The sequence below is a fragment of the Micromonospora sp. IBHARD003 genome, assembly GCF_056106285.1.
In genome coordinates, this window is sequence record NZ_JBWBBX010000001.1 from 3,195,320 (window position 1) to 3,215,520 (window position 20,201).

Annotated in this window: 23 protein-coding genes, 1 tRNA gene and 1 riboswitch; of the genes, 8 read left to right on the top strand and 16 right to left on the bottom strand. The window is 69.7% G+C overall.

Features of this window, described 5'->3' with window-relative positions; translation table 11 throughout:
* Positions 1-8 precede the first annotated feature (8 nt).
* From ACTWOL_RS14215 to ACTWOL_RS14225, 3 genes are all read right to left on the bottom strand, one after another.
* Positions 9-329: a DMT family transporter gene (locus ACTWOL_RS14215; RefSeq protein ID WP_474297054.1), complete on the bottom strand. Its 321-nt coding sequence runs from the start codon at positions 327-329 to the stop codon at positions 9-11.
* 33 nt (positions 330-362) lie between these two features.
* Positions 363-425, bottom strand: a riboswitch (guanidine-III (ykkC-III) riboswitch).
* A 184-nt stretch (positions 426-609) separates the two neighbouring features.
* Positions 610-912: a GroES family chaperonin gene (locus tag ACTWOL_RS14220; RefSeq protein WP_474301159.1), complete on the bottom strand. Its 303-nt coding sequence runs from the start codon at positions 910-912 to the stop codon at positions 610-612.
* A 91-nt stretch (positions 913-1,003) separates the two neighbouring features.
* Positions 1,004-1,324, bottom strand: a complete 321-nt coding sequence (locus ACTWOL_RS14225) for a DUF3618 domain-containing protein (protein ID WP_474297055.1) — start codon at positions 1,322-1,324, stop codon at positions 1,004-1,006.
* A 141-nt stretch (positions 1,325-1,465) separates the two neighbouring features.
* On the opposite strand from ACTWOL_RS14225, the gene bcp reads away from it, so the two are divergent.
* The 3 genes from bcp to ACTWOL_RS14240 all read left to right on the top strand — a co-directional run bounded on the left by bcp (position 1,466) and on the right by ACTWOL_RS14240 (position 3,414).
* Positions 1,466-1,933, top strand: coding sequence for a thioredoxin-dependent thiol peroxidase (bcp, locus tag ACTWOL_RS14230; RefSeq protein ID WP_474297056.1), 468 nt, complete (start codon positions 1,466-1,468; stop codon positions 1,931-1,933).
* Positions 1,934-2,046: 113 nt separating this feature from the next.
* Positions 2,047-3,300, top strand: coding sequence for an HNH endonuclease (locus ACTWOL_RS14235; RefSeq protein ID WP_474297057.1), 1,254 nt, complete (start codon positions 2,047-2,049; stop codon positions 3,298-3,300).
* 30 nt (positions 3,301-3,330) lie between these two features.
* Positions 3,331-3,414, top strand: a tRNA-Leu gene (locus tag ACTWOL_RS14240).
* A gap of 59 nt (positions 3,415-3,473) precedes the next feature.
* On the opposite strand, the gene rdgB is transcribed toward ACTWOL_RS14240, so the two are convergent.
* The 4 genes from rdgB to ACTWOL_RS14260 all read right to left on the bottom strand — a co-directional run bounded on the left by rdgB (position 3,474) and on the right by ACTWOL_RS14260 (position 5,676).
* Positions 3,474-4,076 (bottom strand): RdgB/HAM1 family non-canonical purine NTP pyrophosphatase, encoded by a 603-nt coding sequence (rdgB, locus tag ACTWOL_RS14245; RefSeq protein WP_474297058.1) that lies wholly within the window; start codon positions 4,074-4,076, stop codon positions 3,474-3,476.
* Between the two features lie 79 nt (positions 4,077-4,155).
* On the bottom strand, positions 4,156-4,533 hold the full coding sequence (locus ACTWOL_RS14250; RefSeq protein WP_474297059.1) for a hypothetical protein: 378 nt from the start codon (positions 4,531-4,533) through the stop codon (positions 4,156-4,158).
* A 95-nt stretch (positions 4,534-4,628) separates the two neighbouring features.
* Positions 4,629-5,366 carry a ribonuclease PH gene (gene rph / locus ACTWOL_RS14255; RefSeq protein WP_474297060.1) on the bottom strand — a complete coding sequence of 246 codons (738 nt, stop codon included), beginning with the start codon at positions 5,364-5,366 and terminating at the stop codon, positions 4,629-4,631.
* Between the two features lie 76 nt (positions 5,367-5,442).
* Positions 5,443-5,676 carry a PTS sugar transporter subunit IIB gene (locus ACTWOL_RS14260; protein ID WP_474297061.1) on the bottom strand — a complete coding sequence of 78 codons (234 nt, stop codon included), beginning with the start codon at positions 5,674-5,676 and terminating at the stop codon, positions 5,443-5,445.
* Between the two features lie 267 nt (positions 5,677-5,943).
* Between ACTWOL_RS14260 and ACTWOL_RS14265 the strand changes: the two genes are divergently transcribed.
* Both ACTWOL_RS14265 and ACTWOL_RS14270 read left to right on the top strand, forming a co-directional pair.
* Positions 5,944-7,239: a PTS transporter subunit EIIC gene (locus tag ACTWOL_RS14265; protein ID WP_474297062.1), complete on the top strand. Its 1,296-nt coding sequence runs from the start codon at positions 5,944-5,946 to the stop codon at positions 7,237-7,239.
* A 372-nt stretch (positions 7,240-7,611) separates the two neighbouring features.
* A complete protein-coding gene (locus ACTWOL_RS14270) occupies positions 7,612-8,886 on the top strand; it encodes a PTS transporter subunit EIIC (RefSeq protein WP_474297063.1) in 1,275 nt (424 codons plus the stop codon).
* A gap of 138 nt (positions 8,887-9,024) precedes the next feature.
* Here ACTWOL_RS14270 and ACTWOL_RS14275 read toward each other — a convergent pair whose 3' ends face one another.
* The 3 genes from ACTWOL_RS14275 to ACTWOL_RS14285 all read right to left on the bottom strand — a co-directional run bounded on the left by ACTWOL_RS14275 (position 9,025) and on the right by ACTWOL_RS14285 (position 12,040).
* Entirely contained in the window at positions 9,025-9,441 is a 417-nt protein-coding gene (locus ACTWOL_RS14275) for a universal stress protein (protein WP_474297064.1), read from the bottom strand.
* Between the two features lies 1 nt (position 9,442).
* Positions 9,443-10,999, bottom strand: coding sequence for an APC family permease (locus ACTWOL_RS14280; RefSeq protein ID WP_474297065.1), 1,557 nt, complete (start codon positions 10,997-10,999; stop codon positions 9,443-9,445).
* Positions 11,000-11,287: 288 nt separating this feature from the next.
* Entirely contained in the window at positions 11,288-12,040 is a 753-nt protein-coding gene (locus ACTWOL_RS14285) for an MBL fold metallo-hydrolase (RefSeq protein WP_474297066.1), read from the bottom strand.
* Positions 12,041-12,287: 247 nt separating this feature from the next.
* On the opposite strand from ACTWOL_RS14285, the gene ACTWOL_RS14290 reads away from it, so the two are divergent.
* Positions 12,288-12,737, top strand: coding sequence for a type II toxin-antitoxin system PemK/MazF family toxin (locus ACTWOL_RS14290; RefSeq protein ID WP_474297067.1), 450 nt, complete (start codon positions 12,288-12,290; stop codon positions 12,735-12,737).
* A gap of 16 nt (positions 12,738-12,753) precedes the next feature.
* Here the strand turns inward: ACTWOL_RS14290 and ACTWOL_RS14295 are convergent, their stop codons facing one another.
* The 5 genes from ACTWOL_RS14295 to ACTWOL_RS14315 form a co-directional block, all read right to left on the bottom strand.
* Positions 12,754-13,704 carry a PLP-dependent cysteine synthase family protein gene (locus tag ACTWOL_RS14295; RefSeq protein ID WP_474297068.1) on the bottom strand — a complete coding sequence of 317 codons (951 nt, stop codon included), beginning with the start codon at positions 13,702-13,704 and terminating at the stop codon, positions 12,754-12,756.
* 6 nt (positions 13,705-13,710) lie between these two features.
* Positions 13,711-13,989 carry a MoaD/ThiS family protein gene (locus tag ACTWOL_RS14300; protein WP_474297069.1) on the bottom strand — a complete coding sequence of 93 codons (279 nt, stop codon included), beginning with the start codon at positions 13,987-13,989 and terminating at the stop codon, positions 13,711-13,713.
* A gap of 107 nt (positions 13,990-14,096) precedes the next feature.
* Positions 14,097-14,222 carry a putative leader peptide gene (locus ACTWOL_RS14305; protein WP_474297070.1) on the bottom strand — a complete coding sequence of 42 codons (126 nt, stop codon included), beginning with the start codon at positions 14,220-14,222 and terminating at the stop codon, positions 14,097-14,099.
* A gap of 88 nt (positions 14,223-14,310) precedes the next feature.
* On the bottom strand, positions 14,311-14,733 hold the full coding sequence (locus ACTWOL_RS14310; RefSeq protein ID WP_474297071.1) for a M67 family metallopeptidase: 423 nt from the start codon (positions 14,731-14,733) through the stop codon (positions 14,311-14,313).
* A 78-nt stretch (positions 14,734-14,811) separates the two neighbouring features.
* Positions 14,812-15,486, bottom strand: a complete 675-nt coding sequence (locus tag ACTWOL_RS14315) for a TetR/AcrR family transcriptional regulator (protein ID WP_474297072.1) — start codon at positions 15,484-15,486, stop codon at positions 14,812-14,814.
* 154 nt (positions 15,487-15,640) lie between these two features.
* Between ACTWOL_RS14315 and ACTWOL_RS14320 the strand changes: the two genes are divergently transcribed.
* Both ACTWOL_RS14320 and ACTWOL_RS14325 read left to right on the top strand, forming a co-directional pair.
* Positions 15,641-17,875 carry an MMPL family transporter gene (locus ACTWOL_RS14320; RefSeq protein WP_474297073.1) on the top strand — a complete coding sequence of 745 codons (2,235 nt, stop codon included), beginning with the start codon at positions 15,641-15,643 and terminating at the stop codon, positions 17,873-17,875.
* On the top strand, positions 17,872-18,555 hold the full coding sequence (locus ACTWOL_RS14325; protein WP_474297074.1) for an LmeA family phospholipid-binding protein: 684 nt from the start codon (positions 17,872-17,874) through the stop codon (positions 18,553-18,555). Before ACTWOL_RS14320 ends, ACTWOL_RS14325 begins: the two co-directional genes overlap by 4 nt.
* A 116-nt stretch (positions 18,556-18,671) precedes the next feature.
* Here ACTWOL_RS14325 and ACTWOL_RS14330 read toward each other — a convergent pair whose 3' ends face one another.
* The gene (locus ACTWOL_RS14330) at positions 18,672-20,114 is read right to left on the bottom strand and encodes an amino acid permease (protein ID WP_474297075.1); all 1,443 of its coding nucleotides are present in this window, start codon (positions 20,112-20,114) and stop codon (positions 18,672-18,674) included.
* Positions 20,115-20,201 lie beyond the last annotated feature (87 nt).

Here is a 20,201-nt window from a genome sequence, read left to right on the forward strand (position 1 = left end):
GCGAGCGCTCAGTGGCCCGAGGTTGCCTTCAGGCCCACCACGGCCACCAGGAGCAGCACCACGAAGAAGATCCGGGCGGCGGTCGCCGGCTCGTTCAGCACCGTCATGCCCACCACCGCCGCACCGGCCGCGCCGATACCGACCCACACCCCGTACGCCGTGCCGATCGGCAGCGATCTGGCGGAGTAGGACAGCAGCAGCATGCTGGCGACGATCCCGGCGCCGGTGAGGACACTGGGCCACAGCCGGGTGAATCCGTCGGTGAACTTCATGCCGACCGACCAGCCGACCTCGAGCAGACCGGCGACGACGAGCAGAACCCAGGCCATGACAGGCACCTCCGGGACACGGGCGTGAAAGGGGGTGCGTCGTCTTCGCCTTACCCGGTACGGCGCGTCTCGTCGGGTTCCGACCACCGTACCAAAGGGCAGAGAAGAGGCCTGGTGACCGAGGTCACCAGGCCTTCCCGACTCCGAAGTCACAGGGGCGCGGCGGGTACCTGCCCTTCTCACGCGCTCGCGTCCGAGGAGCGCTGTGGGCGCTGTGGGCGCGGTGGGCGCGGTGGGCGCCGCGAGGAGCGCGGTGGGCGCCGCCGCTATGGCTTCCGCGTTACAGGTACAGCCCGGTCGTGTCCTCGCCGCCCTCGAACCGGTCGGCGGCGACCGCGTGCAGATCGCGCTCACGCATCAGGATGTACGCGACTCCGCGCACCTCCACCTCGGCCCGGTCCTCCGGGTCGTACAGCACCCGGTCCCCCGACTCCACCGTGCGGACGTTCTGCCCGACCGCGACCACTTCGGCCCAGGCGAGCCGGCGGCCGACCGCGGCGGTCGCCGGAATCAGAATGCCGCCCCCTGATCGCCGCTCGCCCTCCGGGGCGTCGGACCGGACCAGAACCCGGTCGTGCAGCATCTTGATCGGCAGCTTGTCGTGCGTGTTCTCGCTCACGAGCACGAACCTACCTGCCCGGCCCCGCCCCGCACCCCGTCGGGGTCACGGCCCCTCACGCCTTACGCTTCCTGGCCGACAGCGCCAGCAGACCGACGACCCCGACGACGGCGAGCGCCACCGGCACCACGCGCTCCAGCCGCGGTGCGCCGTCCTCGTGCACGAAGCGGTCCTTCACATCCGTGAGCAGCCGGTTCGCGGCGATGAAGGCGCGGCCCGCGGTCTGGTCGACCGTCGCGGCGACCTTGGCCTTCGCATTCCCGACGATCGTCTTCGGGTGCGCCCGCACGCCGATCTCGTCGAGCGTCTCGGCAAGCCGCTCACGCCGGCGGACGATGTCCGCCTCGATCTGCGCAGGGGTCCTGGAATCCGACACTGCGCCGCCTCCGTCGTCGTATCCGTGTGTCTTCGTCAACTGCTACGTCATCGACAGTCTGTCAGCTCGACGGACGCCGCACCCCACGGCACCCCTATTACGCTCGGTCCCGTACGCCCGTAACCCTGAGGAGAACCGAGAATGAGCGAGCGACTCCAGCCCGGCGACACCGCCCCGGACTTCACCCTTCCCGATGCGGACGGCAACGAGATCTCGCTCGCCGCCCACAAGGGCCGCAAGGTCATCGTCTACTTCTACCCCGCGGCCCTGACCCCCGGCTGCACCAAGCAGGCCTGTGACTTCACCGACAACCTGGATCTCCTCGCGAGTGCCGGTTACGACGTCATCGGCGTCTCGCCGGACAAGCCGGAGAAGCTCGCGAAGTTCCGCGACAAGGAGAGCCTGAAGGTGACGCTGGTCGGCGACCCGTCGAAGGCCGTCATGGAGGCTTACGGCGCCTTCGGCGAGAAGAAGCTCTACGGCAAGACGGTGACCGGTGTGATCCGCTCGACGATCGTCGTGGACGAAGACGGCAAGGTCGAGCGCGCGCTCTACAACGTCAAGGCCACCGGCCATGTAGCCAAGATCATCAAGGACCTGGGGATCTGAGTCCTCGCGGTCGGTCGGATGGTCACGCCCCCGCCCACGAGGGCGTGACCATCCGATAACCGTTCGTTACTCCGTGCGAGGCCACGAACGCGCGGCCGGAACGGAGGCGGACGATGCCGGTCAGTCCGTACACGCGTGAACGCCTGGCGGAGGCGGCGCGGTCGTCGAGGTCGCTGTCCGAGGCGCTGACGAGGCTGGGGGTCGATCCCAAGGGGGCATCGCGGGAGTATCTCCGCAAGCGGATGAAACGGCTGGGCATCGACACCTCGCACTTCGAGCGGGATGCCGGCCGCTGGACGCGGGAGATCCTGGAATCCGCAGTCGCCGCCTCGACGAGCATGGCCGGGGTGCTCCGCCGGCTCGGCATCGACGCCGTCGGCGGCCACCACACCCACATCAGCCGCAGAGTCCGCGCACTGCGCATCGACACCTCGCACTTCACCGCGATCCGGCGAACCGAGAACACGCGGGAGAACCACCGTCGCCGGTCGGCCGGGGAGATCCTGGTGGAGATCGACACGCACGCCGGGCGCACCCCCAACAAGCGTCTGAAGCGAGCGCTGCGCGAGATCGGCATCAGCGAGCGCTGCGCGCTGTGCGGGACCGAACCGAGCTGGCGAGGTCGACCACTCCCTCTCGAAGTCGACCACATCGACGGCAACTGGCGTGACAACCGCGGCGAGAACCTGCGCCTCCTCTGCCCCAACTGCCACTCGACCACGGACACGTACCGTGGTCGCGGCAAAGGGCGCGGGGTCGCCACCGCACCGCTCGTCCCGCCTCAGCCGCGCAGCGCGATGAGCGGGAGCAGACCGTACTCGCCAGAGGCCACGCCCGCCGGTGTCTCATGCGGCGCGGGCCGCAGCGGCCGCCTCCGGCCGCCGACGGAGGAACTGAGGCTGGCCGTCGCGCAGTCGGAGACCATCGCCGCCACCCTCCGCCGCCTCGGCCGACCCGACAGCGGCGGACAGCGGGCCCTGCTGCGCCGGTGGATCGCCACGGACGGTATCGACACGAGCCACTTTCTGAGCCAGGCGCATCAGCGGGGCAGACCGGGACCGACCCCGGCCCGGCCTGCCGAGGACGTCCTGGTGAAGCACGAGGGCGCGCGTCGCACCGGCACCGTGACACTGCGGCAGGCACTCCGAGTCGTCGGCGTTCCGGAGCGATGCGCCGGATGCGGCACCGGACCTTGGTGGCATGGAAGGCCGATGACGCTGGAGGTCGACCACCTCAACGGCGACTGGAGCGACGACCGCGCCGAGAACCTGCGTCTCCTCTGCCCGAACTGCCACGCGGTCACCACGACCTGGTGCCGGGGAGGCACGCGGCAGGATGTCACCCGGCGCCCGCCCGATCTGCCGTAGCCCCCGTCGCGGTACCATGACTCGCGGCTAGCGGCCGTGGTGGAACTGGCAGTCACGCTGGGTTTAGGTCTCAGTGGGGTAACACCCGTGAGGGTTCGAGTCCCTCCGGCCGCACAGCGAGTCGAATGCCCGGCGCACGACCGCGCGCCGGGCATTCGTCGTGTTTCTCCCCCTCAGCCCAGCAGTTCCCGCACCACCGGCACCAGCCCCCTGAACGCCTTCCCCCGGTGGCTGATCGCGTTCTTCTCCTGCGGCGTCAGCTGGGCGCAGGTCACGTCGTGGCCCTCCGGCTGGAGGATCGGGTCGTAGCCGAATCCGTTGGTGCCGACCGGGTCGTGGCGCAGTACGCCCCTCAGGCGTCCTTCGACCACGCGCTCGGTGCCGTCCGGCAGGGCGAGTGCGGCGGCGCAGGCGAAGTGGGCCCCGCGGTGTTCGTCGGCGATGTCCGACAGCTGGGCGAGCAGCAGGTTGAGGTTGGCGGTGTCGTCGCCGTGGGTGCCTGACCAGCGTGCGGAGAAGATGCCGGGGGCGCCGCCGAGGACGTCGACGCAGAGACCGGAGTCGTCGGCGACGGCGGGGAGTCCGGTGGCGCGGGCGAGGGCATGGGCCTTCAGCAGCGCGTTCTCGGCGAAGGTGACGCCGGTTTCCTTGACGTCGGGGATGTCGGGGTAGGCGTCCGCGCCGACGAGGTCGTGGGTGAGACCGGCGTCGGCGAGGATCGCGCGGAGTTCGGTGATCTTCCCGGCGTTGCGGGTGGCGAGGATCAGGCGGGTCATGCGCCCAGTATCTCCGGACGCCTGCGCGGGCCCCAGGGGTACCTGTCCCCGGGGGCACCGGCGCGGGCGGCCGTGGCGATCAGGGGGTGCAGACCTTGCCGAGTTCGGCTGCGGCGTCCGTGACGGGGCCGATGTCCGGGGTGTTGTCGCCGTTCTTGACGGCGGTGCGGACGTTGTCGACTCCGTTCTTGAGGCTGTCGACCGCCTTGGCCAGATCGGCGTTGTCGGTCGTGTCCTTGAGGTTGCCCAGCTCTTGGTCGATGTCGTTGATGGCCTCGTTCAGCTGGGTGGGGTCGTTGCCGGCGTTCGACACCGCCCGCGAGAGCTTGTCGACGCTGGTGGCTATCGCATCGGCTGTCTTCACACAGCCCACGGCCTTGTCGACTGCACTGCAGCCGACGGCTCCGGTGAGCGCGACGGCGGTGACGACGGCGAGTGCGATGCGGCGGCTGCGCATGGGACGTGTTCCTCCCCTGAGTGTGGCGGGCGTACGGTTCGGCCCGTACGCCCGTGCCGTGAACGACGCCTGAGACGGCGCACTTGGTTGCCTCTTTACCCTTCGAGGCCGCGGGCCAGTGCCTCGGTCTGGAGGGCGGCGAGATCGGCGCAGCCGCCGGTGGCCAGGTCCAGGAGGGCGTTGAGCTCCTTGCGGTCGAACGGTTCGGCCTCGGCGGTGCCCTGGACTTCGACGAAGCGGCCGTCGCCGGTGCAGACGACGTTCATGTCGGTCTCGGCGCGTACGTCTTCCTCGTAGCAGAGGTCGAGGAGGGGGGTGCCGTCGACGATACCGACGGAGACGGCGGCGACGGTGCCGGTCAGGGGCTGCTTGCCGGGCTTGACGAGCTTCTTGTGCCGGGCCCAGGTGACGGCGTCGGCGAGGGCGACGTAGGCGCCGGTGATGGCGGCGGTGCGGGTGCCGCCGTCGGCCTGGAGGACGTCGCAGTCGAGGACGATGGTGTTCTCGCCGAGGGCTTTGTAGTCGATGACGGCGCGCAGGGAGCGGCCGATGAGCCGGGAGATCTCATGGGTCCGGCCGCCGATCTTGCCGCGTACGGATTCGCGGTCGCCGCGGGTGTTCGTGGAGCGCGGCAGCATCGAGTACTCGGCGGTGACCCAGCCTTCGCCGCTGCCCTTGCGCCACCGCGGGACGCCTTCCGTCACGGAGGCGGTGCAGAAGACGCGGGTGTCGCCGAAGGAGATGAGTACCGAGCCCTCGGCGTGCTTGCTCCATCCGCGTTCGATGGTGACGGGTCGGAGCTGTTCGGGGGTGCGGCCGTCGATACGAGACATGGTGCTGAGCCTAGCCGTATGCGTTGAGGGGGCCCGCTCCGGTGCGGAGGGGCCCCTCACGGGTGAGCCTGGAGGCTCACATCATGTCCTCGATCTCCGCGGCGATGGGGTCGGCGTCGGTGCCGATGACGACCTGTACGGCGGTGCCCATCTTGACGACGCCATGGGCTCCCGCGGCTTTGAGTGCCGCCTCGTCGACCAGGCTGGGGTCGCTGACTTCGGTGCGGAGGCGGGTGATGCAGCCTTCCACCTCTTCGATGTTGTCGAGTCCGCCGAGCCCGGCGACGATCTTCTCAGCCTTGCTGGCCATGTGCTTCTCCCTGTGTTCGAGAGGCCCGTACAGAGCGCTCAGCGGTGCCCGTCCCAGCGTCGGTCCGTTTCGTCAAGGTAACGCACGGTTGGCCCATCTTCATGGGCGGGTCATCGCCTCGCATCTGATGATGACGATCACCGGTACGTGTTCCGGGAGCGGACCCGGTTCGGACCGCTGGGACCGGATCGGACCCGGATCATACGACGACTGGTCTACACCAGTCTGCGTCTACTGCCAAACCGGTCGAGCACCGGGAGGACGAGGATGAGCGCCGAGAGTGTGAGCGCACCGCGGCAGACACCGTGGAACCAGCTGTTCCAGGGGCTGCAGAAGATGGGCCGCAGCCTCCAGCTCCCCATCGCCGTACTGCCGGCGGCGGGAATCCTCAACCGGCTCGGGCAGCCCGATGTGTTCGGCGACGAGGGCCTGGGCTGGAACACGGTCGCCAAGGTGATGGACGGCGCGGGCGGGGCATTGCTGGACTCGGGCCTCGGCCTGCCGATGCTGTTCTGCGTGGGCGTCGCGATCGGCATGGCGAAGAAGTCCGACGGCTCGACGGCTCTCGCGGCAGTGGCGGGCTTCCTCGTCTACTACGGCGTGCTGCAGCAGTTTCCGAACGAGTGCGTCGCTTCGGCCACACCGGTGGACACCGGCTGCCAGGCCCTCGACGGGACGGTGACGGCCTTCACGTACCAGAATCCCGGGGTCTTCGGCGGTATCGCGATGGGCCTGATGACCGCCTACTTCTGGCAGCGCTACCACCGCACCAGGCTGGTGGAGTGGCTCGGCTTCTTCAACGGCCGCCGGCTCGTCCCGATCATCATGTCCTTCGTCGCGATCGTGTTCGCGGCCCTGTGTCTGTGGGTGTGGCCGACGGTCGGCGGGTGGCTCGAGAGCTTCAGTGACTGGCTGTACGGCCTGGGCGCCTGGGGTGCGGGGCTGTTCGGTGTGGCGAACAGGGCGCTGCTGGTGATCGGGCTGCACCAGTTCCTCAATGTGCCGCTGTGGTTCCAGTTCGGCAGCTACACGACGCCCGGCGGGAAGGTGGTGCACGGCGACATCAATATGTTCATGGCCGGCGATCCGAGTGCCGGCCTCTTCACCACGGGCTTCTTCCCGGTCATGATGTTCGCCCTGCCGGCGGCCGCGCTCGCCATCACGCACTGCGCGAGGCCGCACCGCCGCGCGGAGGTGGGCGGGCTGATGATGTCGGCGGCGCTCACCTCGTTCGTTACCGGCATCACCGAACCGCTCGAGTACGCCTTCATGTTCGTCGCACCGCTGCTGTACGCGCTCCATGCCGTGCTGACCGGTGTGTCCATGGCGGTGACCTGGGATCTTGGCGTCAAGGACGGCTTCACCTTCTCGGCCGGGCTGATCGACTATCTGCTCAACTGGAACCTGGCGACGAAGCCGTGGCTGATCATTCCGATCGGTCTGGGCTTCGCCGCGGTGTACTACGCGGTCTTCCGTTTCGTGATCACGAAGTTCGACATCATGACGCCGGGGCGTGAGCCCGATGAGATCGGCGACGAGATGGAGCGCGAGATCATCAAGTAGGCGGACACCGGCAGGGCAGCTCCCCGCACGGCGCATCCCGCGCACCACCTTCCACACTCCGCCTCCCACGCACCACCTCCGCGCGCCGGCGAGGGCCGGAGCCTGAGGATCATCCGCGCATGCCCTCCGACTGCGGCCATGGAGATCAACTCACCAGGAATTTGTCACCCTTGGCGCCCTTTGCGCCGGACCGATTTCCGTCATGGAAATTGGCAGGTTCCTTATCCCTTCTTCACGTGCTACAACAGGTCCACACCACTCAGTGGTGTAGACCACGCGGTCCAGACCATCGGCCGCGTTTTCCCCTGAGACGCCGCCGTCCCGTCCCCCTTCCCCCGGTCCAGGGCGGCGCCTTGCCCAATGGAGGAAGTTGTGACCACGGCCACCGCCGCGACAGCGCCACCAGCGAAGAAGTGGGGCTCCGGCATTTTCCAGGGACTGCAGAAGGTCGGCCGAAGCCTTCAGCTCCCCATCGCCGTCCTGCCCGCGGCGGGCATTCTGCTGCGCCTCGGCCAGCCGGACGTGTTCGGCGCCGACGGCCTCGGCTGGGACAAGGTCGCCTCGGTGTTCGCCACCGCCGGCGACGCGGTCTTCGCCAATCTGCCCCTGCTCTTCTGCATAGGCGTGGCCATCGGCTTCGCCAAGAAGTCGGACGGCTCCACCGCACTCGCGGCCCTCGTCGGCTTCCTCGTCTACAAGAACGTGCTCACCGCGTTCCCGGTGACCGAAGCCGTGGTCAACACCACCCAGAACAAGGGTGTCGACGTCGCCGCGACCTACAACAACCCGGGTGTGCTCGGCGGCATCATCATGGGTCTGCTCTCCGCGGTCCTCTGGCAGCGCTACCACCGGACCAGGCTGGTGGACTGGCTCGGCTTCTTCAACGGCCGCCGGCTCGTCCCGATCATCATGGCCTTCGTCGGCGTGGTCATGGGTGTGTTCTTCGGGCTGGTCTGGGAGCCGATCGGCGAGGTCATCTCCGACTTCGGCACCTGGATGACGGGCCTCGGCGCCGCGGGCTCCGGCGTCTTCGGGCTCATCAACCGCGCGCTGATACCCATCGGCATGCACCAGTTCGTGAACACGGTCGCCTGGTTCCAGATCGGTGACTTCACCAACGCGGCCGGCGAGGTCGTCCACGGTGACCTGAACCGCTTCTTCGCCGGTGACCCCAGTGCCGGAATGTTCATGACCGGCTTCTTCCCGATCATGATGTTCGGACTCCCGGCGGCGGCGCTGGCGATGGCGCACACGGCACGCCCCGAACGCCGCAAGGCCGTCACGGGCATGATGCTCTCGCTCGCGCTGACCTCGTTCGTCACCGGTGTGACCGAGCCGATCGAGTTCTCGTTCATGTTCATCGCGCCGCTGCTGTACGCACTCCATGCCGTACTGACCGCCGTCTCCATGGCCGTCACCTGGGTGCTCGGGGTCCATGCGGGCTTCACTTTCTCGGCCGGTCTGATCGACTTCGGACTCGGCCTGAACAAGGCGACGAACCCCTGGCTGATCATCCCGATCGGCCTGGCGTTCGGGGCGCTCTACTACGTGGTCTTCCGCTTCGCGATCGTCAAGTTCAACCTGCCCACACCGGGCCGCGAAACCGACGAGGAACTGGCGGAGCTGGAGAAGGCCGAGGCCAAGTAAGGGGCACCCCCAGGCCCCACGTCACGCGCGGCCCGCCGCGCGGGCCCCGTCCCCCGTGCCGTCCACCGGTCGCGGAGGGGCGGGGCCTTCGCCGTTCCACCGGGCCGGGCCGGCCGGCAGCCGCGGTACCGAGCCGGCTCAGTCGGCGGCCGGCACGCACAGCACCGGGATCTTCGACAGATGCAGCAGCTTGTGCGGCACCGAGCCGAGCAGGGCGCCGCGCATCGGGCTCTCGCCGTAACTGCCGACGACGATGACCCGCGCCTCATGGCGGTCGGCCGCGTCCAGGAGTGCCTGCGCCGGACTCTCGTCGAGCATCTCGACGACCGTCGTCACACCCGCCGCATCGGCGGCGTCGACGGCGTGGCCGAGCGCGACCCGGCCGACCTGGCGCAAGGCCTCCGCATGGGCCCCGTACTCCTCGCCCATGGCCCCCGGTGCGGCGGCACCGTAGACGAGCACGAGCGGCTCGCCGAACGCCGCCGACACCTCGATCGCGACACCCAGTGCGCGGATGGCGCCGGGTGACTCGTCGTATCCCAGGACGACCGGCATCTCAGGACTCCCCGTGTGCGCCGGGCGGTTTGCGGTGGTGCTCCATGGCGCGCACCACCGCGGGATCGGCCACGCTGCAGCGTTCGCGCCAGAACTGCGGTGCCCTCAGCCGCCGGGCGATCATGATGACCAGCCCAATGATCACGATGCCGATCCCGATGACGAGCGGCGGACCGAGCCCGAACCACGAGACACCGCTGTAGGAGTTCGCCGGATTCGCCATGTCGATGACGGACTCCACGAGCAGCCAGGCCAGCAGCACGGCGCCGACCACGGGGCCCACGCCGATGAACAGGAGGTTGCGGACGTTCTCGGTGAGATGACGCCGGTAGTACACCGCGCAGGCGATGCCCGTGAGTGCGTAGTAGAAGGCGATCAGCAGCGAGAGTGCGGTGAGGGAGTCGAACAGGGCGTTCTCGCTGATCTGGCCGAGGACGAGGTACCAGGCGATGGCGACGAAGGCGACGGCCCAGGTGCTGACGTGGGGGGTGCGGAAGCGCGGGTGGATCCGCGCGAGGGCGGCCGGAAGCGCGCCCCGTCTGGCCATCGAGAGTCCGGTGCGCGACGAGGGGATGATCGTCGTCTGTGTGGAGGCCAGTGCGGAGGTGCACACCGCGAGGAGCACGATCCAGTCCCAGCCGCCCAGGACCTTTCCGGCCAGCAGGGCGAAGATGAACTCCTCTTCGGACGCGTTCTCCGCCAGGTACGCCGGTCCGGCGAAGGCCACCACGGCGAGCGTGACCGACAGATAGGTGACGAGCAGGATGATCGTCGACCACACCCCGGCCCGGCCCGGGGCGCTGGCGGAGTCCTTGACCTCTTCGGTCAGATTGACCGCCGACTCCCAGCCCCAGTACATGAACACGCCCAGCAGCAGTCCGGCGGTCAGCGCCCCGCCGCCCGCGCCGAACGGATTGAGCCACTCGATCTGCGGTTCGACCGGGCCGAGCGGACTCGATCCGGCGTAGACGCGGTAGATGGCGACGCCGGCGAAGACGAGCAGCGAGACGACCTGGGCGAGGATGAGCACGTTCTGCACGTGAGCCGACGCCTCGGTGCCGATGACGCAGATGGTCGTCATCACCAGGATGACGATCACCGTGAGCACCTGCCGGACGACGGTGTTCTGCGCCCAGCTGTCGAGGCCGACGGTGAGCAGCCCGAATCCGACCGCGACATCGGCGAGCGATCCCACGACCAGGACGCCGGTCATCATGATGGCCCAGCCGCCGATCCACCCCGCCCAGGGGCCCATGGCCCGGGTGACCCAGGAGAACGTCGTGCCGCAGTCCTGGTCGACCCGGTTGAGGTAGAAGAAGGCCGATGCGATCAGCAGCATCGGCACGAACGACGCCAGCACCACGCCAGGGGCGTAGATGCCGACGAGGGCGACGACCGCGCCGATGACCGCCGCCAGGGAGTAGGCGGGTGACGTGGAGTTGATGCCGATGACAAGCGCGTCGAGGAAACCGATCGCGTTGTGCTTCAGCTCTCCCGGCGCGTCTTTGGTGTGCGAGCTGGGTGGCGGAGGGCGGGTACCCGCGACGTCATCGGCCATGTCTCCTCGCAGATCAGGACGATGTGTCAGTTTTGTGTGAGTTTATCCAGAGATGCCGCCGACGGCCTTGCGGGCTACGCCGACCGGGGCACCCGCGCCGGACCCGGCAGCTCCGGAGAGGTTCCTAGTGCTGTGACCGGATAGGTTCACCGGCTCGCGGCGCCCTGCACGGCGTCTCGCTGCGTTGTCGAATCACCCGAGTACATCCAGTACAAGGGCGACCCTCCGCCTTGCGATACACCGCACAGAACGCCGCGAGCTTCCCGGCAAACCTATCCGGCCACGGCACTAGACCTCGTAGACGGCGCCGGGGACCGCGAGCTCCGCCGGGCCCTCGTAGACGGCGCGTGCGTCCGCCAGGTTCTGCCCGCCGTCCGTCCACGGCGGGATGTGGGTCAGCACGAGCCTGCCCGCTCCGGCGCGCGCGGCGTGGGCGCCGGCTTCACGGCCGTTGAGGTGGAGGTCGGGGATGTCTTCCTTGCCGTGGGTGAAGGCCGCCTCGCAGAGGAAGAGATCGGTTCCGGTGGCGAGATCCACGAGGGCGTCGCAGACACCGGTGTCACCCGAGTAGGTGAGCGATCTGCCGCCGTGTTCCAGCCGGATGCCGAAGGTCTCCACGGGGTGGGCGACCTTCTCCGCGCGCACCGCGAAGGGGCCGATCTCGAAGGCGCCGGACTTCAGGGTGTGAAAGTCGAAGACCTCGCTCATCGACTTGTCCGAAGGGGTGTCCGCGTAGGCGGTGGTGAGGCGCTGCTCCGCGCCCTCCGGCGCGTACACCGGGAGGGCCTCGCAGCGCCCGCCGTCGTGGCGGTAGTAGCGGGCCACGAAGTATCCGCACATGTCGATGCAGTGGTCCGCGTGCAGATGGCTGAGGAAGATGGCGTCGAGGTCGTAGAGACCGATGTGGCGCTGCAGCTCGCCGAGGGCCCCGTTGCCCATGTCGAGAAGCAGCCGGAAGCCGTCGGCCTCGACCAGGTAGCTCGAGCAGGCCGATTCCGCGGAAGGGAACGACCCCGAGCAGCCGACGACGGTGAGCTTCATGGAGCTGGAACCTCCGGGGGCGGGCGTCCGTGGACGGGGGCTGGCTGACGGGGTGCGCGCGGGAGCTGGCGGGGGGAGCGCGGGGAGGCCGTACGGTTCGTCGAGCGTAAGGCGCGAAAGAGGCGAGCGCTCCTTCGCGGCTACCCGTTGTGGGGGAACTCACCTGTCCTGTCACCGGATAGGGCGAAGAGCGCGGGGTGTGCGGACGGGGCGGGCGATCCGGTGTACGCGCCGGTACCGTCTCCGTATGGACACGTCCTGGTGGCTCGCGCTCGGCGCGGTGGTGGTGATCGCGCTGTCGGCGGCGGTGGCCCGGGTACGGCCCGGCGGGCGGCTGAGGCCTCCCGGCAGGCCCGGGGAGCGCGCGGCGCCGGCCGGGGCGCAGCGCCGTCCCCAGCCCGGCGAGATCTGGTGGGCGGACGTGCCCTACGAGGACGGCCCCGGTTCCAAGGACCGGCCGTGCCTGGTCCTGCATGTGCACGGCGGTGCGGCGCGCGTCGCGAAGATCACCAGCAAGTACCACGACGCGCGCCCGGGGGTGATCCCGTTGCCGCCGGGAGCGGTGGGCGATGCCCAGGGCCGTCCCAGCTTTCTCGAGACGGACGAGCTGCGGGAGGTGCGGGTCCGTGACTTCCGCCGGCGGGTGGGGGTGATGGACCCGCTCCTGTGGGACCAGGTCCGCCGGATGTCGCCCTGACACCGCCACCACCCGCTCAGGCCCAGAGCTGTCCCTGCAGCGCCTCGATCGCGGCCTCGGTGGTCGGGGCCGTGTAGACGCCGGTGGAGAGGTACTTCCAGCCGCCGTCGGCGACGACGAAGACGATGTCCGCCGACTCCCCCGCCTTCAGGGCCTTCTTGCCGACCCCGATCGCGGCGTGCAGCGCCGCGCCGGTGGACACCCCCGCGAAGATGCCCTCCTGCTGGAGCAGCTCACGGGTGCGGGTGACGGCGTCGGCCGAGCCGACCGAGAAGCGCGTGGTGAGGACGGAGGCGTCGTACAGCTCCGGTACGAAGCCCTCGTCCAGGTTGCGCAGGCCGTAGACCAGGTCGTCGTAGCGCGGTTCGGCAGCGACGATCTTGACGTCCGGTTTGTGCTCGCGCAGATAGCGGCCCACGCCCATGAGGGTGCCGGTGGTGCCGAGACCTGCCACGAAGTGGGTGACGGACGGCAGGTCGGCGAGGATCTCCGGACCCGTGGTGGCGTAGTGCGCGCCCGCGTTGTCCGGATTGCCGTACTGGTAGAGCATCACCCAGGACGGGTTCTGCCCGGCCAGTTCCTTGGCGACGCGGACCGCCGTGTTGGAGCCGCCGGCGGCCGGGCTGGGGATGATCTCGGCGCCCCACATGGCGAGCAGCTGGCGGCGCTCCTCGCTGGTGTTCTCGGGCATCACACAGACGATGCGGTAGCCCTTGAGCCTGGCCGCCATCGCGAGGGAGATCCCGGTGTTGCCGCTGGTCGGCTCGAGGATGGTGCAACCCGGTGTCAGCCGCCCGTCCTTCTCCGCCTGCTCGATCATATGGAGCGCAGGGCGGTCCTTGACCGAGCCGGTCGGATTGCGGTCCTCCAGCTTGGCCCAGATGCGGACGTCCTCCGAGGGGGACAGCCGGGGCAGCCGTACCAGCGGGGTGTTGCCGACGGCGGCGAGCGGCGAGTCGTAGCGCATCGGGAATCAGGCCATACCGCCGGCCACGGCCGGCAGGATCGTCACGCTGTCGCCGTCGGCCAGCTTGGTGTCGATGCCGTCCAGGAAGCGCACGTCCTCGTCGTTGAGGTAGACGTTCACGAAGCGGCGCAACTGGCCGCCCTCCACGACGCGCTCCTGGATTCCGCTGTGCCGGGTGTCGAGGTCGGCGAAGAGCTCGGCGAGGGTCGTCCCGCTGCCCTCGACGGCCTTGGCGCCGTCGGTGTAGGTGCGGAGGATGGTCGGGATGCGGACCTCGATGGCCATGGCGTGGGCTCCTGTCGGGAGGGACATAGGGCGTTGCGGGACGGGGCGCGCGGCTCGGCCCCCGCGCAGGGGCTGGTGCAGACTGGCTGGTGCGCTCGGGCCGTGGCTCAGGCCGTACGGCGGTCCGCGCAGCGCGTACAGATGGCGCTGGCGAGACGGCACAGGTCGACGTGCAGCCGCGCCACGAGCAGCGGCGTGCCCGGCGTCTTGTCGCTCACGTCGTTCGAAACCATGCGGTCATCGTAACGATTCCCGATCCTGCCTCTGACATGTGATCCCACATGATGGACCGGATCTGTTCGCCTGCCGGACAGTCGCGGCTCAGTACGCCTCGACGACCTTGACGTCCTCTTCGGTGACCTCTCCGTCGACGATGCGGAAGGACCGGAACTGGAAGGGTCCGGCCCCGTCCGCGTCGGCCGTGGAAACCAGGACGTAGTGCGCGCCGGGCTCGTTGGCGTACGAGATGTCGGTCCGCGACGGGTAGGCCTCGGTCGCGGTGTGGGAGTGGTAGATGATCACCGGCTCCTCGTCCCGGTCGTCCATCTCCCGGTACAGCTTGAGCAGATCCGTCGAGTCGAACTCGTAGAAGGTGGGTGAGCGCGCGGCGTTGAGCATCGGGATGAAGCGCTCGGGCCGACCCTCGCCGACGGGTCCCGCGACCACGCCGCACGCCTCGTCGGGGTGGTCCTCGCGGGAGTGAGCGACGATCCGGTCGTACAGGGCCTGGGTGATGGTCAGCATGCTGACGAGAATAGGCGCAGGCTCCTCGGATCCGAGATCCGGGGACCAGTGCGTGAGATCACGTGCGGACCGGTGCGCTCACGTCCGGTTTGCGGGGTCGTGGCCGCCCTCCGGCCGGTCGGTCGCGGCGAGCAGCGCGTGCACCGTCACCTCCATCGCGCGACGGGCGGCCTCCGGCTCGAGACCGCCCCCGCGCCAGTGGTGCCAGGCACCCCATGAGGTCACCGCGTCCAGCCCGTTGAACAGATCCCCGCGGCGCTCGTCCGGCAGGGCGTCGAGCTCTTCGGCGAAGACCTCGGCCAGCCGTCTGCGGGCGAAGTCCATCATCTCCCGGGTGGCTTCGTCGACGCGTTCCGAGAGCTGCTCCTTGCGCATCAGGGTCAGCCGCGCCGGGGTGATCCACTCCAGGATGCGCGCACGCTGTTCGACGAGCGCCGCGACCCGCTCCTCACGCGATCCCTCGGTCGGCAGCGGCTTGATCTGCGCCGCCAGCTGATCCAGTCGGCGCGCGATGGCGGTGTCCTGGAGCTGGGCCATGTCGGCGAAGTGGTGGAACACCAGACGCCGGGAGACCCCGGCACGCTCGGCCACCCGGTCCGCAGGGAACTGCGTGTGCCCCTCGTCGAGCAGGGAGAGCATCGCGTCGGCGATCTTCTCGCGGGTCTGCCGCCCGCGCTCGGTGCGACCGTCCTGGGCCCGTTCGCGCGGTGCCTGGCGCCCGCCATCCGGCGTGCTTCGAAGCGACTGCTCCATCCCGGTCCTCCCATCCGTGCGTTGACATTGTTGCACTCCTGATGCAACCGTGCCGATGACACCTTGATTGCACGCGTAGTGCAATAACTTCACCGGAAGTTCCCGGGCGGGCGCCGTATGCGCCCGCCGCCGCACGAGAGGGACGGCTTTCCTGATGCTCCTGTCCGTAGGGCGCTGGTGCGCCCGCAAACCCAAGCGGACCGTGGCCGCCTGGCTGCTCCTGCTCATCGCCCTGGCCACCGCCGTGGGCGCGTTCGGCCGGGTCACCACCGAGGCCGTGACCATCCCGGGCAGTGACAGCCAGGCGGCCCGCGACGCCGCCGAGGTCTTCTCCGACGCGGCGTCCGGCCGACAGCCCGTGGTCCTGTACGCCGCTCCGGGCTCCCCGGCCCTCAGCGCCACCGCGCAGCGCAAGGCCATCGAGGAGTCCGCCCGGGCCATCGAGGACGTGGATCACGTCGTCGCCGTCACCACCCCCTTCGAGCAGAAGGGGCGCGGCGCCCTCAGCGCCGACGGCCACACCGGTCAGCTCTTCGTCGAACTCGACGTCACCGGCCGGGACATCACGGCCGAGACCACCCGGCACATCACGGACGCCGCCGCACCCGCCACCGCCGCGGGGATCGAGGTGACCGCGGGCGGCGACCTCGCCGCCGCCGCGGACCGGGGCGACACCGGCCACAGCGAGATCATCGGACTCGCGGCAGCCTTCGTCATCCTGGCCGTCGGCTTCGGCAGCGCGGTCGCCGCCGGTGTCCCGCTGCTGAACGGCGCGATCGGGCTGGCCATCTCCCTCTCGGCGATCGGCCTGGTGGGCCATCTCATGGACATGCCGTCCACGGGCACGACCATCGCGGCGATGATCGGCCTCGGCGTGGGCATCGACTACACGCTCTTCTGCCTGACCCGGTTCCGTGAACTCCGGGCGGCCGGTGCCGGGATCGAGGAGGCGGCGGCTCGCACGACGGCCGGCTCCGGCAAGGCCGTGGCCTTCGCCGGCTGTGCGGTCATCGCCGCGCTGGCCGGGCTCGCACTGGGCGGTCTGCCGCTGCTGCACGCGCTGGCGCTCGCCCCGGGCATCGCCGTCCTGGTCGCCATGGGAGTCACGCTCACCCTGCTGCCCGCCGTCCTGTCGCTGCTCGGGCGCTGCCTCACCCCGAAGGCACGCCCGGGCGCCGCGCCCGCCGGTGACGCGGACCCCGACGGCACCCCGGACCGCCCGCGCGGCTGGGGCCGTATCGCCGGGTACGTGGCCGCGCGGCCGTGGCGCTGTCTGCTCGCCGGGATCGCCCTGACCGGGGTGCTGGCCGCCCCGGCCGCGCAGTTGACGTTCGGCCAGCTGGACGCGGGCGACAAGCCCTCCGGCACGTCGAGCCGTATCGCCTACGACCGGACGGCCGACGCCTTCGGCCCCGGTACGAACGGCCCCCTCCAGGTGGTGACCGTCCTGCCCACCCGTGCGTCCGGCCCGACCGACAGCCGGATCACCGGCATGACCACCGCGCTCCGCGCCGCCGAGGGCGTCGCGGCCGTCGGCCCCGCGCAGCTGGACCCCACCGGCACCCATGCCCGCTGGCAGGTCACCCCCACCACCGCGCCCGGCGACCCGGCCACCGCCGACCTCGTCCACCGGCTGCGGGACGAGACGCTGCCCGAGGCCACCAAGGGCACCGGGCAGGTGACCCATGTGGGGGGCGCCGCGGCGGGGCAGGCCGATCTGAACGAGCGTCTGGCCCGGCGGATGCCGGTCGTCGTCGCCTTCGTCCTGGCCGTGGCCGCGCTGCTGCTGCTCGCCGCCTTCCGCTCCCCGGTCGTGGCGGTGAAGGCCGCGCTGATGAACCTGATCTCGGTCGCCGCCTCCTACGGTGTGCTCACCGCGCTCTTCCAGTGGGGCTGGGGTGCGTCCTGGATCGGACTCGAGGGGGCCGTGCCGATCCCGGGATATGTGCCGCTGCTGATGTTCGCCGTGCTGTTCGGCCTCTCCATGGACTATGAGGTGTTCCTGCTCAGCGCGGTGCGGGCGGCCTATCTGCGCGAGGGAGACACCCGCCGGGCCGTGATCACCGGCCTCACGGGAACCGGACGGATCATCACATCGGCCGCACTGATCATGGTCAGTGTCTTCCTCAGCTATCTGCTCTCCGAGGACCCGGTGGTGAAGATGTTCGGCATCGGACTGGCCACGGCCGTCGCCCTGGACGCCACCGTCGTCCGCGGCGTGCTCGTCCCGTCCACGATGGTCCTGCTGGGACGCGCCAACTGGTGGCTGCCCGGCTGGCTCGACCGGCTGCTGCCCCACATGGCCATCGAGGACGACGGACACGACCCGTCGCCGGAGTCTCCCTCGCCCGATGACGTCTCCCTCGCACACACCGGAAGCGCCTCGTGAAGCCGTTTCGCGCCTTCAGGCGCCGGAAGTTGCTGTGGACCTCGGTCGCGATGAGCGTGGCGGTCGCCGCTCTGCCCGTCGCCGACCGGATCGCCGCCGCGGTCGCCGAGGAGCGGATCGCGGACCGGATCGCCGGGCGGCAGAGCGGTGTCGTCGGCACCCCGCAGGTGAGCATCGACGGTTTCCCGTTCCTGCTGAGCGCGGCTGAGGGGACGTTCTCCAGGGTGGCGGTACGGGCCGACGCGATCACCACGGAAGGGCGGCCCGTGCGGGCGTCGGTGGAGCTGCGCGACGTCAGCGAGAAGGCCGGTGCGTACACGGCCGAGCGGGCCGACGCACGGTTCACGGCACCCTTCGACTCCCTCGGCGCGGACCTCGGCGAGGGCACCTCGCTGTCCGCGGACCACGGACGGCTGCGCATCGACCGCGAGGTGTTCGGGCTTCCGCTGACCATTCAGGCCGAGCTGCGGCTGGCCGGGCGGACCATCACCATGGTGCCGGTCGCCGCGTCGTTCGCGGGACGCCCGGTCGACCCGTCGGGGCCCCGGATCAGCGAGGCGTTCGCGGGCCGCGCACGCACCCTGCCGGATCTGCCCGTGGGGCTCACCCCGACCGGCGTATCGGTGTCCGACGACGGGGTGGTGGTGCACGCCCGCGCGGACGACGTCCGGCTGACGTAGTGCCGCAACCCGCACGAGTGACGCGACCGGCGCGGCCGGCCCCGGAACGCGCGTCGGGTCATGCCGGGCGGTGAAAGCCCGGCATGACCCGATGACGGCGGCGGAAGGCGGAACCGCTACTTCGCGGCGTCCGCGTACTCGCGGGTGCGGTCGCCGATCTGCGGGTTGCGGCCCTTCAGCACGATCCAGCCGATGGCCAGGGCGACACCCCAGACGGCCCCCACGACCAGGGAGATGCGGCCGTCCTTGTCGTAGCCGATCATGCCGGTCACACCGATCAGGAAGAGCAGCGCGATCCAGCTGCCCACGGAGCCTCCGGGGGCCGGGAAGGACGAGGCCGGCAGGCTGCCCCTCACGACGGCGCGCCGGTAGCGGATGTGGCTGACGAGGATCGTCATCCAGGTCCAGATGCCGGCCGCGGTGGCCACCGAGACGACGTAGCCGAACGCCTTCTCCGGGACGAGGTAGTTGAGGACCACACCGATGCCCATGAGGGCCACGGAGACGGTGATGCCGACGGCCGGGGTCCTGCGGGCGTTGAGCCGGCCGAAGGCCTGCGGGGCCTCGCCGTTGGAGGCAAGGTCGCGCAGCATCCGGCCGGTGGAGTACATGCCGGAGTTGCAGGACGACAGTGCCGCGGTGAGCACCACGAAGTTGACGATACCGGCGGCGAGCGGGATGCCGATCTTGTCGAAGGCGTGGACGAACGGGCTCTGACCGGCGTGGAACTCGGTCCACTTCACGACGGAGAGGATCACGACGAGCGCACCGACGTAGAAGATGATGATGCGCCAGGGCAGCGTGTTGATCGCCTTGGGCAGGGTCTTCTCCGGGTCCTCGGACTCGCCCGCGGTGACGCCGACGAGCTCGACGGCGAGGTAGGCGAACATGACGCCCTGCAGGGTCATCAGGCTGGAACCGATGCCGTTCGGGAAGATGCCGTGGTGCGACCAGAGGTTGGAGACGGTGGCGGTGTCACCGGCGTCGGAGAAGCCCAGGGTGAGCACACCGAGACCGATCACGATCATGCCGATGATCGCGGTCACCTTGACCATCGAGAACCAGAACTCGACCTCGCCGAAGATCTTCACCGAGATCAGGTTGACGGCGAAGAGCACCACCAGGAAGACCAGGGCACTGACCCATTGCGGGATGCTCGGGAACCAGAAGTGCACATAGATGGCGGCCGCTGTCAGCTCCGCCATACCGGTGACGACCCACATGAGCCAGTAGGTCCAGCCGGTGACGAACCCGAAGAACGGGCCGAGGAACTCGCGGGCGTACTCCGCGAAGGAGCCCGAGACGGGCCGGTAGAGCAGCAGCTCGCCGAGCGCTCGCATGATGAAGAAGATGATGGCGCCGGCCAGGGCGTACATCAGGATGATGCTCGGACCGGCCTTTTCGATGTTGGCCCCGGCCCCCATGAAGAGGCCCACACCGATGGCTCCGCCGATGGCGATCATCTGGACCTGCCGGCTGCCGAGCCCGCGCTCGTAGCCTTCCTGCGAGGTGCCCCCGGCTGCGTCGCCGGTGTGCTTGTCGACCTGCAACGAGGTCATGATGCTGCGCCTTTCTCCATGCTGATCCGCGCAGCGCCTTGTGACGTGCCGCGGACCAGGTCGTGATCCCCCCGGATGCAATGGAGT

Bases quoted from the DNA above. Each gene is read 5' to 3' on its own strand.
- ACTWOL_RS14300 (WP_474297069.1), bottom strand. From the start codon at position 13,989: ATGGCCATCGAGGTCCGCATCCCGACCATCCTCCGCACCTACACCGAC.
- ACTWOL_RS14280 (WP_474297065.1), bottom strand. From the start codon at position 10,999: ATGGCCGATGACGTCGCGGGTACCCGCCCTCCGCCACCCAGCTCGCAC.
- rph (WP_474297060.1), bottom strand. From the start codon at position 5,366: ATGTCTCGTATCGACGGCCGCACCCCCGAACAGCTCCGACCCGTCACC.
- ACTWOL_RS14330 (WP_474297075.1), bottom strand. From the start codon at position 20,114: ATGACCTCGTTGCAGGTCGACAAGCACACCGGCGACGCAGCCGGGGGC.
- ACTWOL_RS14220 (WP_474301159.1), bottom strand. From the start codon at position 912: ATGCTGCACGACCGGGTTCTGGTCCGGTCCGACGCCCCGGAGGGCGAG.
- ACTWOL_RS14235 (WP_474297057.1), top strand. From the start codon at position 2,047: ATGCCGGTCAGTCCGTACACGCGTGAACGCCTGGCGGAGGCGGCGCGG.
- ACTWOL_RS14250 (WP_474297059.1), bottom strand. From the start codon at position 4,533: ATGCGCAGCCGCCGCATCGCACTCGCCGTCGTCACCGCCGTCGCGCTC.
- ACTWOL_RS14265 (WP_474297062.1), top strand. From the start codon at position 5,944: ATGAGCGCCGAGAGTGTGAGCGCACCGCGGCAGACACCGTGGAACCAG.
- ACTWOL_RS14295 (WP_474297068.1), bottom strand. From the start codon at position 13,704: ATGCGCTACGACTCGCCGCTCGCCGCCGTCGGCAACACCCCGCTGGTA.
- ACTWOL_RS14320 (WP_474297073.1), top strand. From the start codon at position 15,641: ATGCTCCTGTCCGTAGGGCGCTGGTGCGCCCGCAAACCCAAGCGGACC.
- ACTWOL_RS14285 (WP_474297066.1), bottom strand. From the start codon at position 12,040: ATGAAGCTCACCGTCGTCGGCTGCTCGGGGTCGTTCCCTTCCGCGGAA.
- ACTWOL_RS14260 (WP_474297061.1), bottom strand. From the start codon at position 5,676: ATGGCCAGCAAGGCTGAGAAGATCGTCGCCGGGCTCGGCGGACTCGAC.
- rdgB (WP_474297058.1), bottom strand. From the start codon at position 4,076: ATGACCCGCCTGATCCTCGCCACCCGCAACGCCGGGAAGATCACCGAA.
- ACTWOL_RS14290 (WP_474297067.1), top strand. From the start codon at position 12,288: ATGGACACGTCCTGGTGGCTCGCGCTCGGCGCGGTGGTGGTGATCGCG.
- ACTWOL_RS14275 (WP_474297064.1), bottom strand. From the start codon at position 9,441: ATGCCGGTCGTCCTGGGATACGACGAGTCACCCGGCGCCATCCGCGCA.
- ACTWOL_RS14215 (WP_474297054.1), bottom strand. From the start codon at position 329: ATGGCCTGGGTTCTGCTCGTCGTCGCCGGTCTGCTCGAGGTCGGCTGG.
- ACTWOL_RS14305 (WP_474297070.1), bottom strand. From the start codon at position 14,222: ATGGTTTCGAACGACGTGAGCGACAAGACGCCGGGCACGCCGCTGCTC.
- ACTWOL_RS14310 (WP_474297071.1), bottom strand. From the start codon at position 14,733: ATGCTGACCATCACCCAGGCCCTGTACGACCGGATCGTCGCTCACTCC.
- ACTWOL_RS14315 (WP_474297072.1), bottom strand. From the start codon at position 15,486: ATGGAGCAGTCGCTTCGAAGCACGCCGGATGGCGGGCGCCAGGCACCG.
- bcp (WP_474297056.1), top strand. From the start codon at position 1,466: ATGAGCGAGCGACTCCAGCCCGGCGACACCGCCCCGGACTTCACCCTT.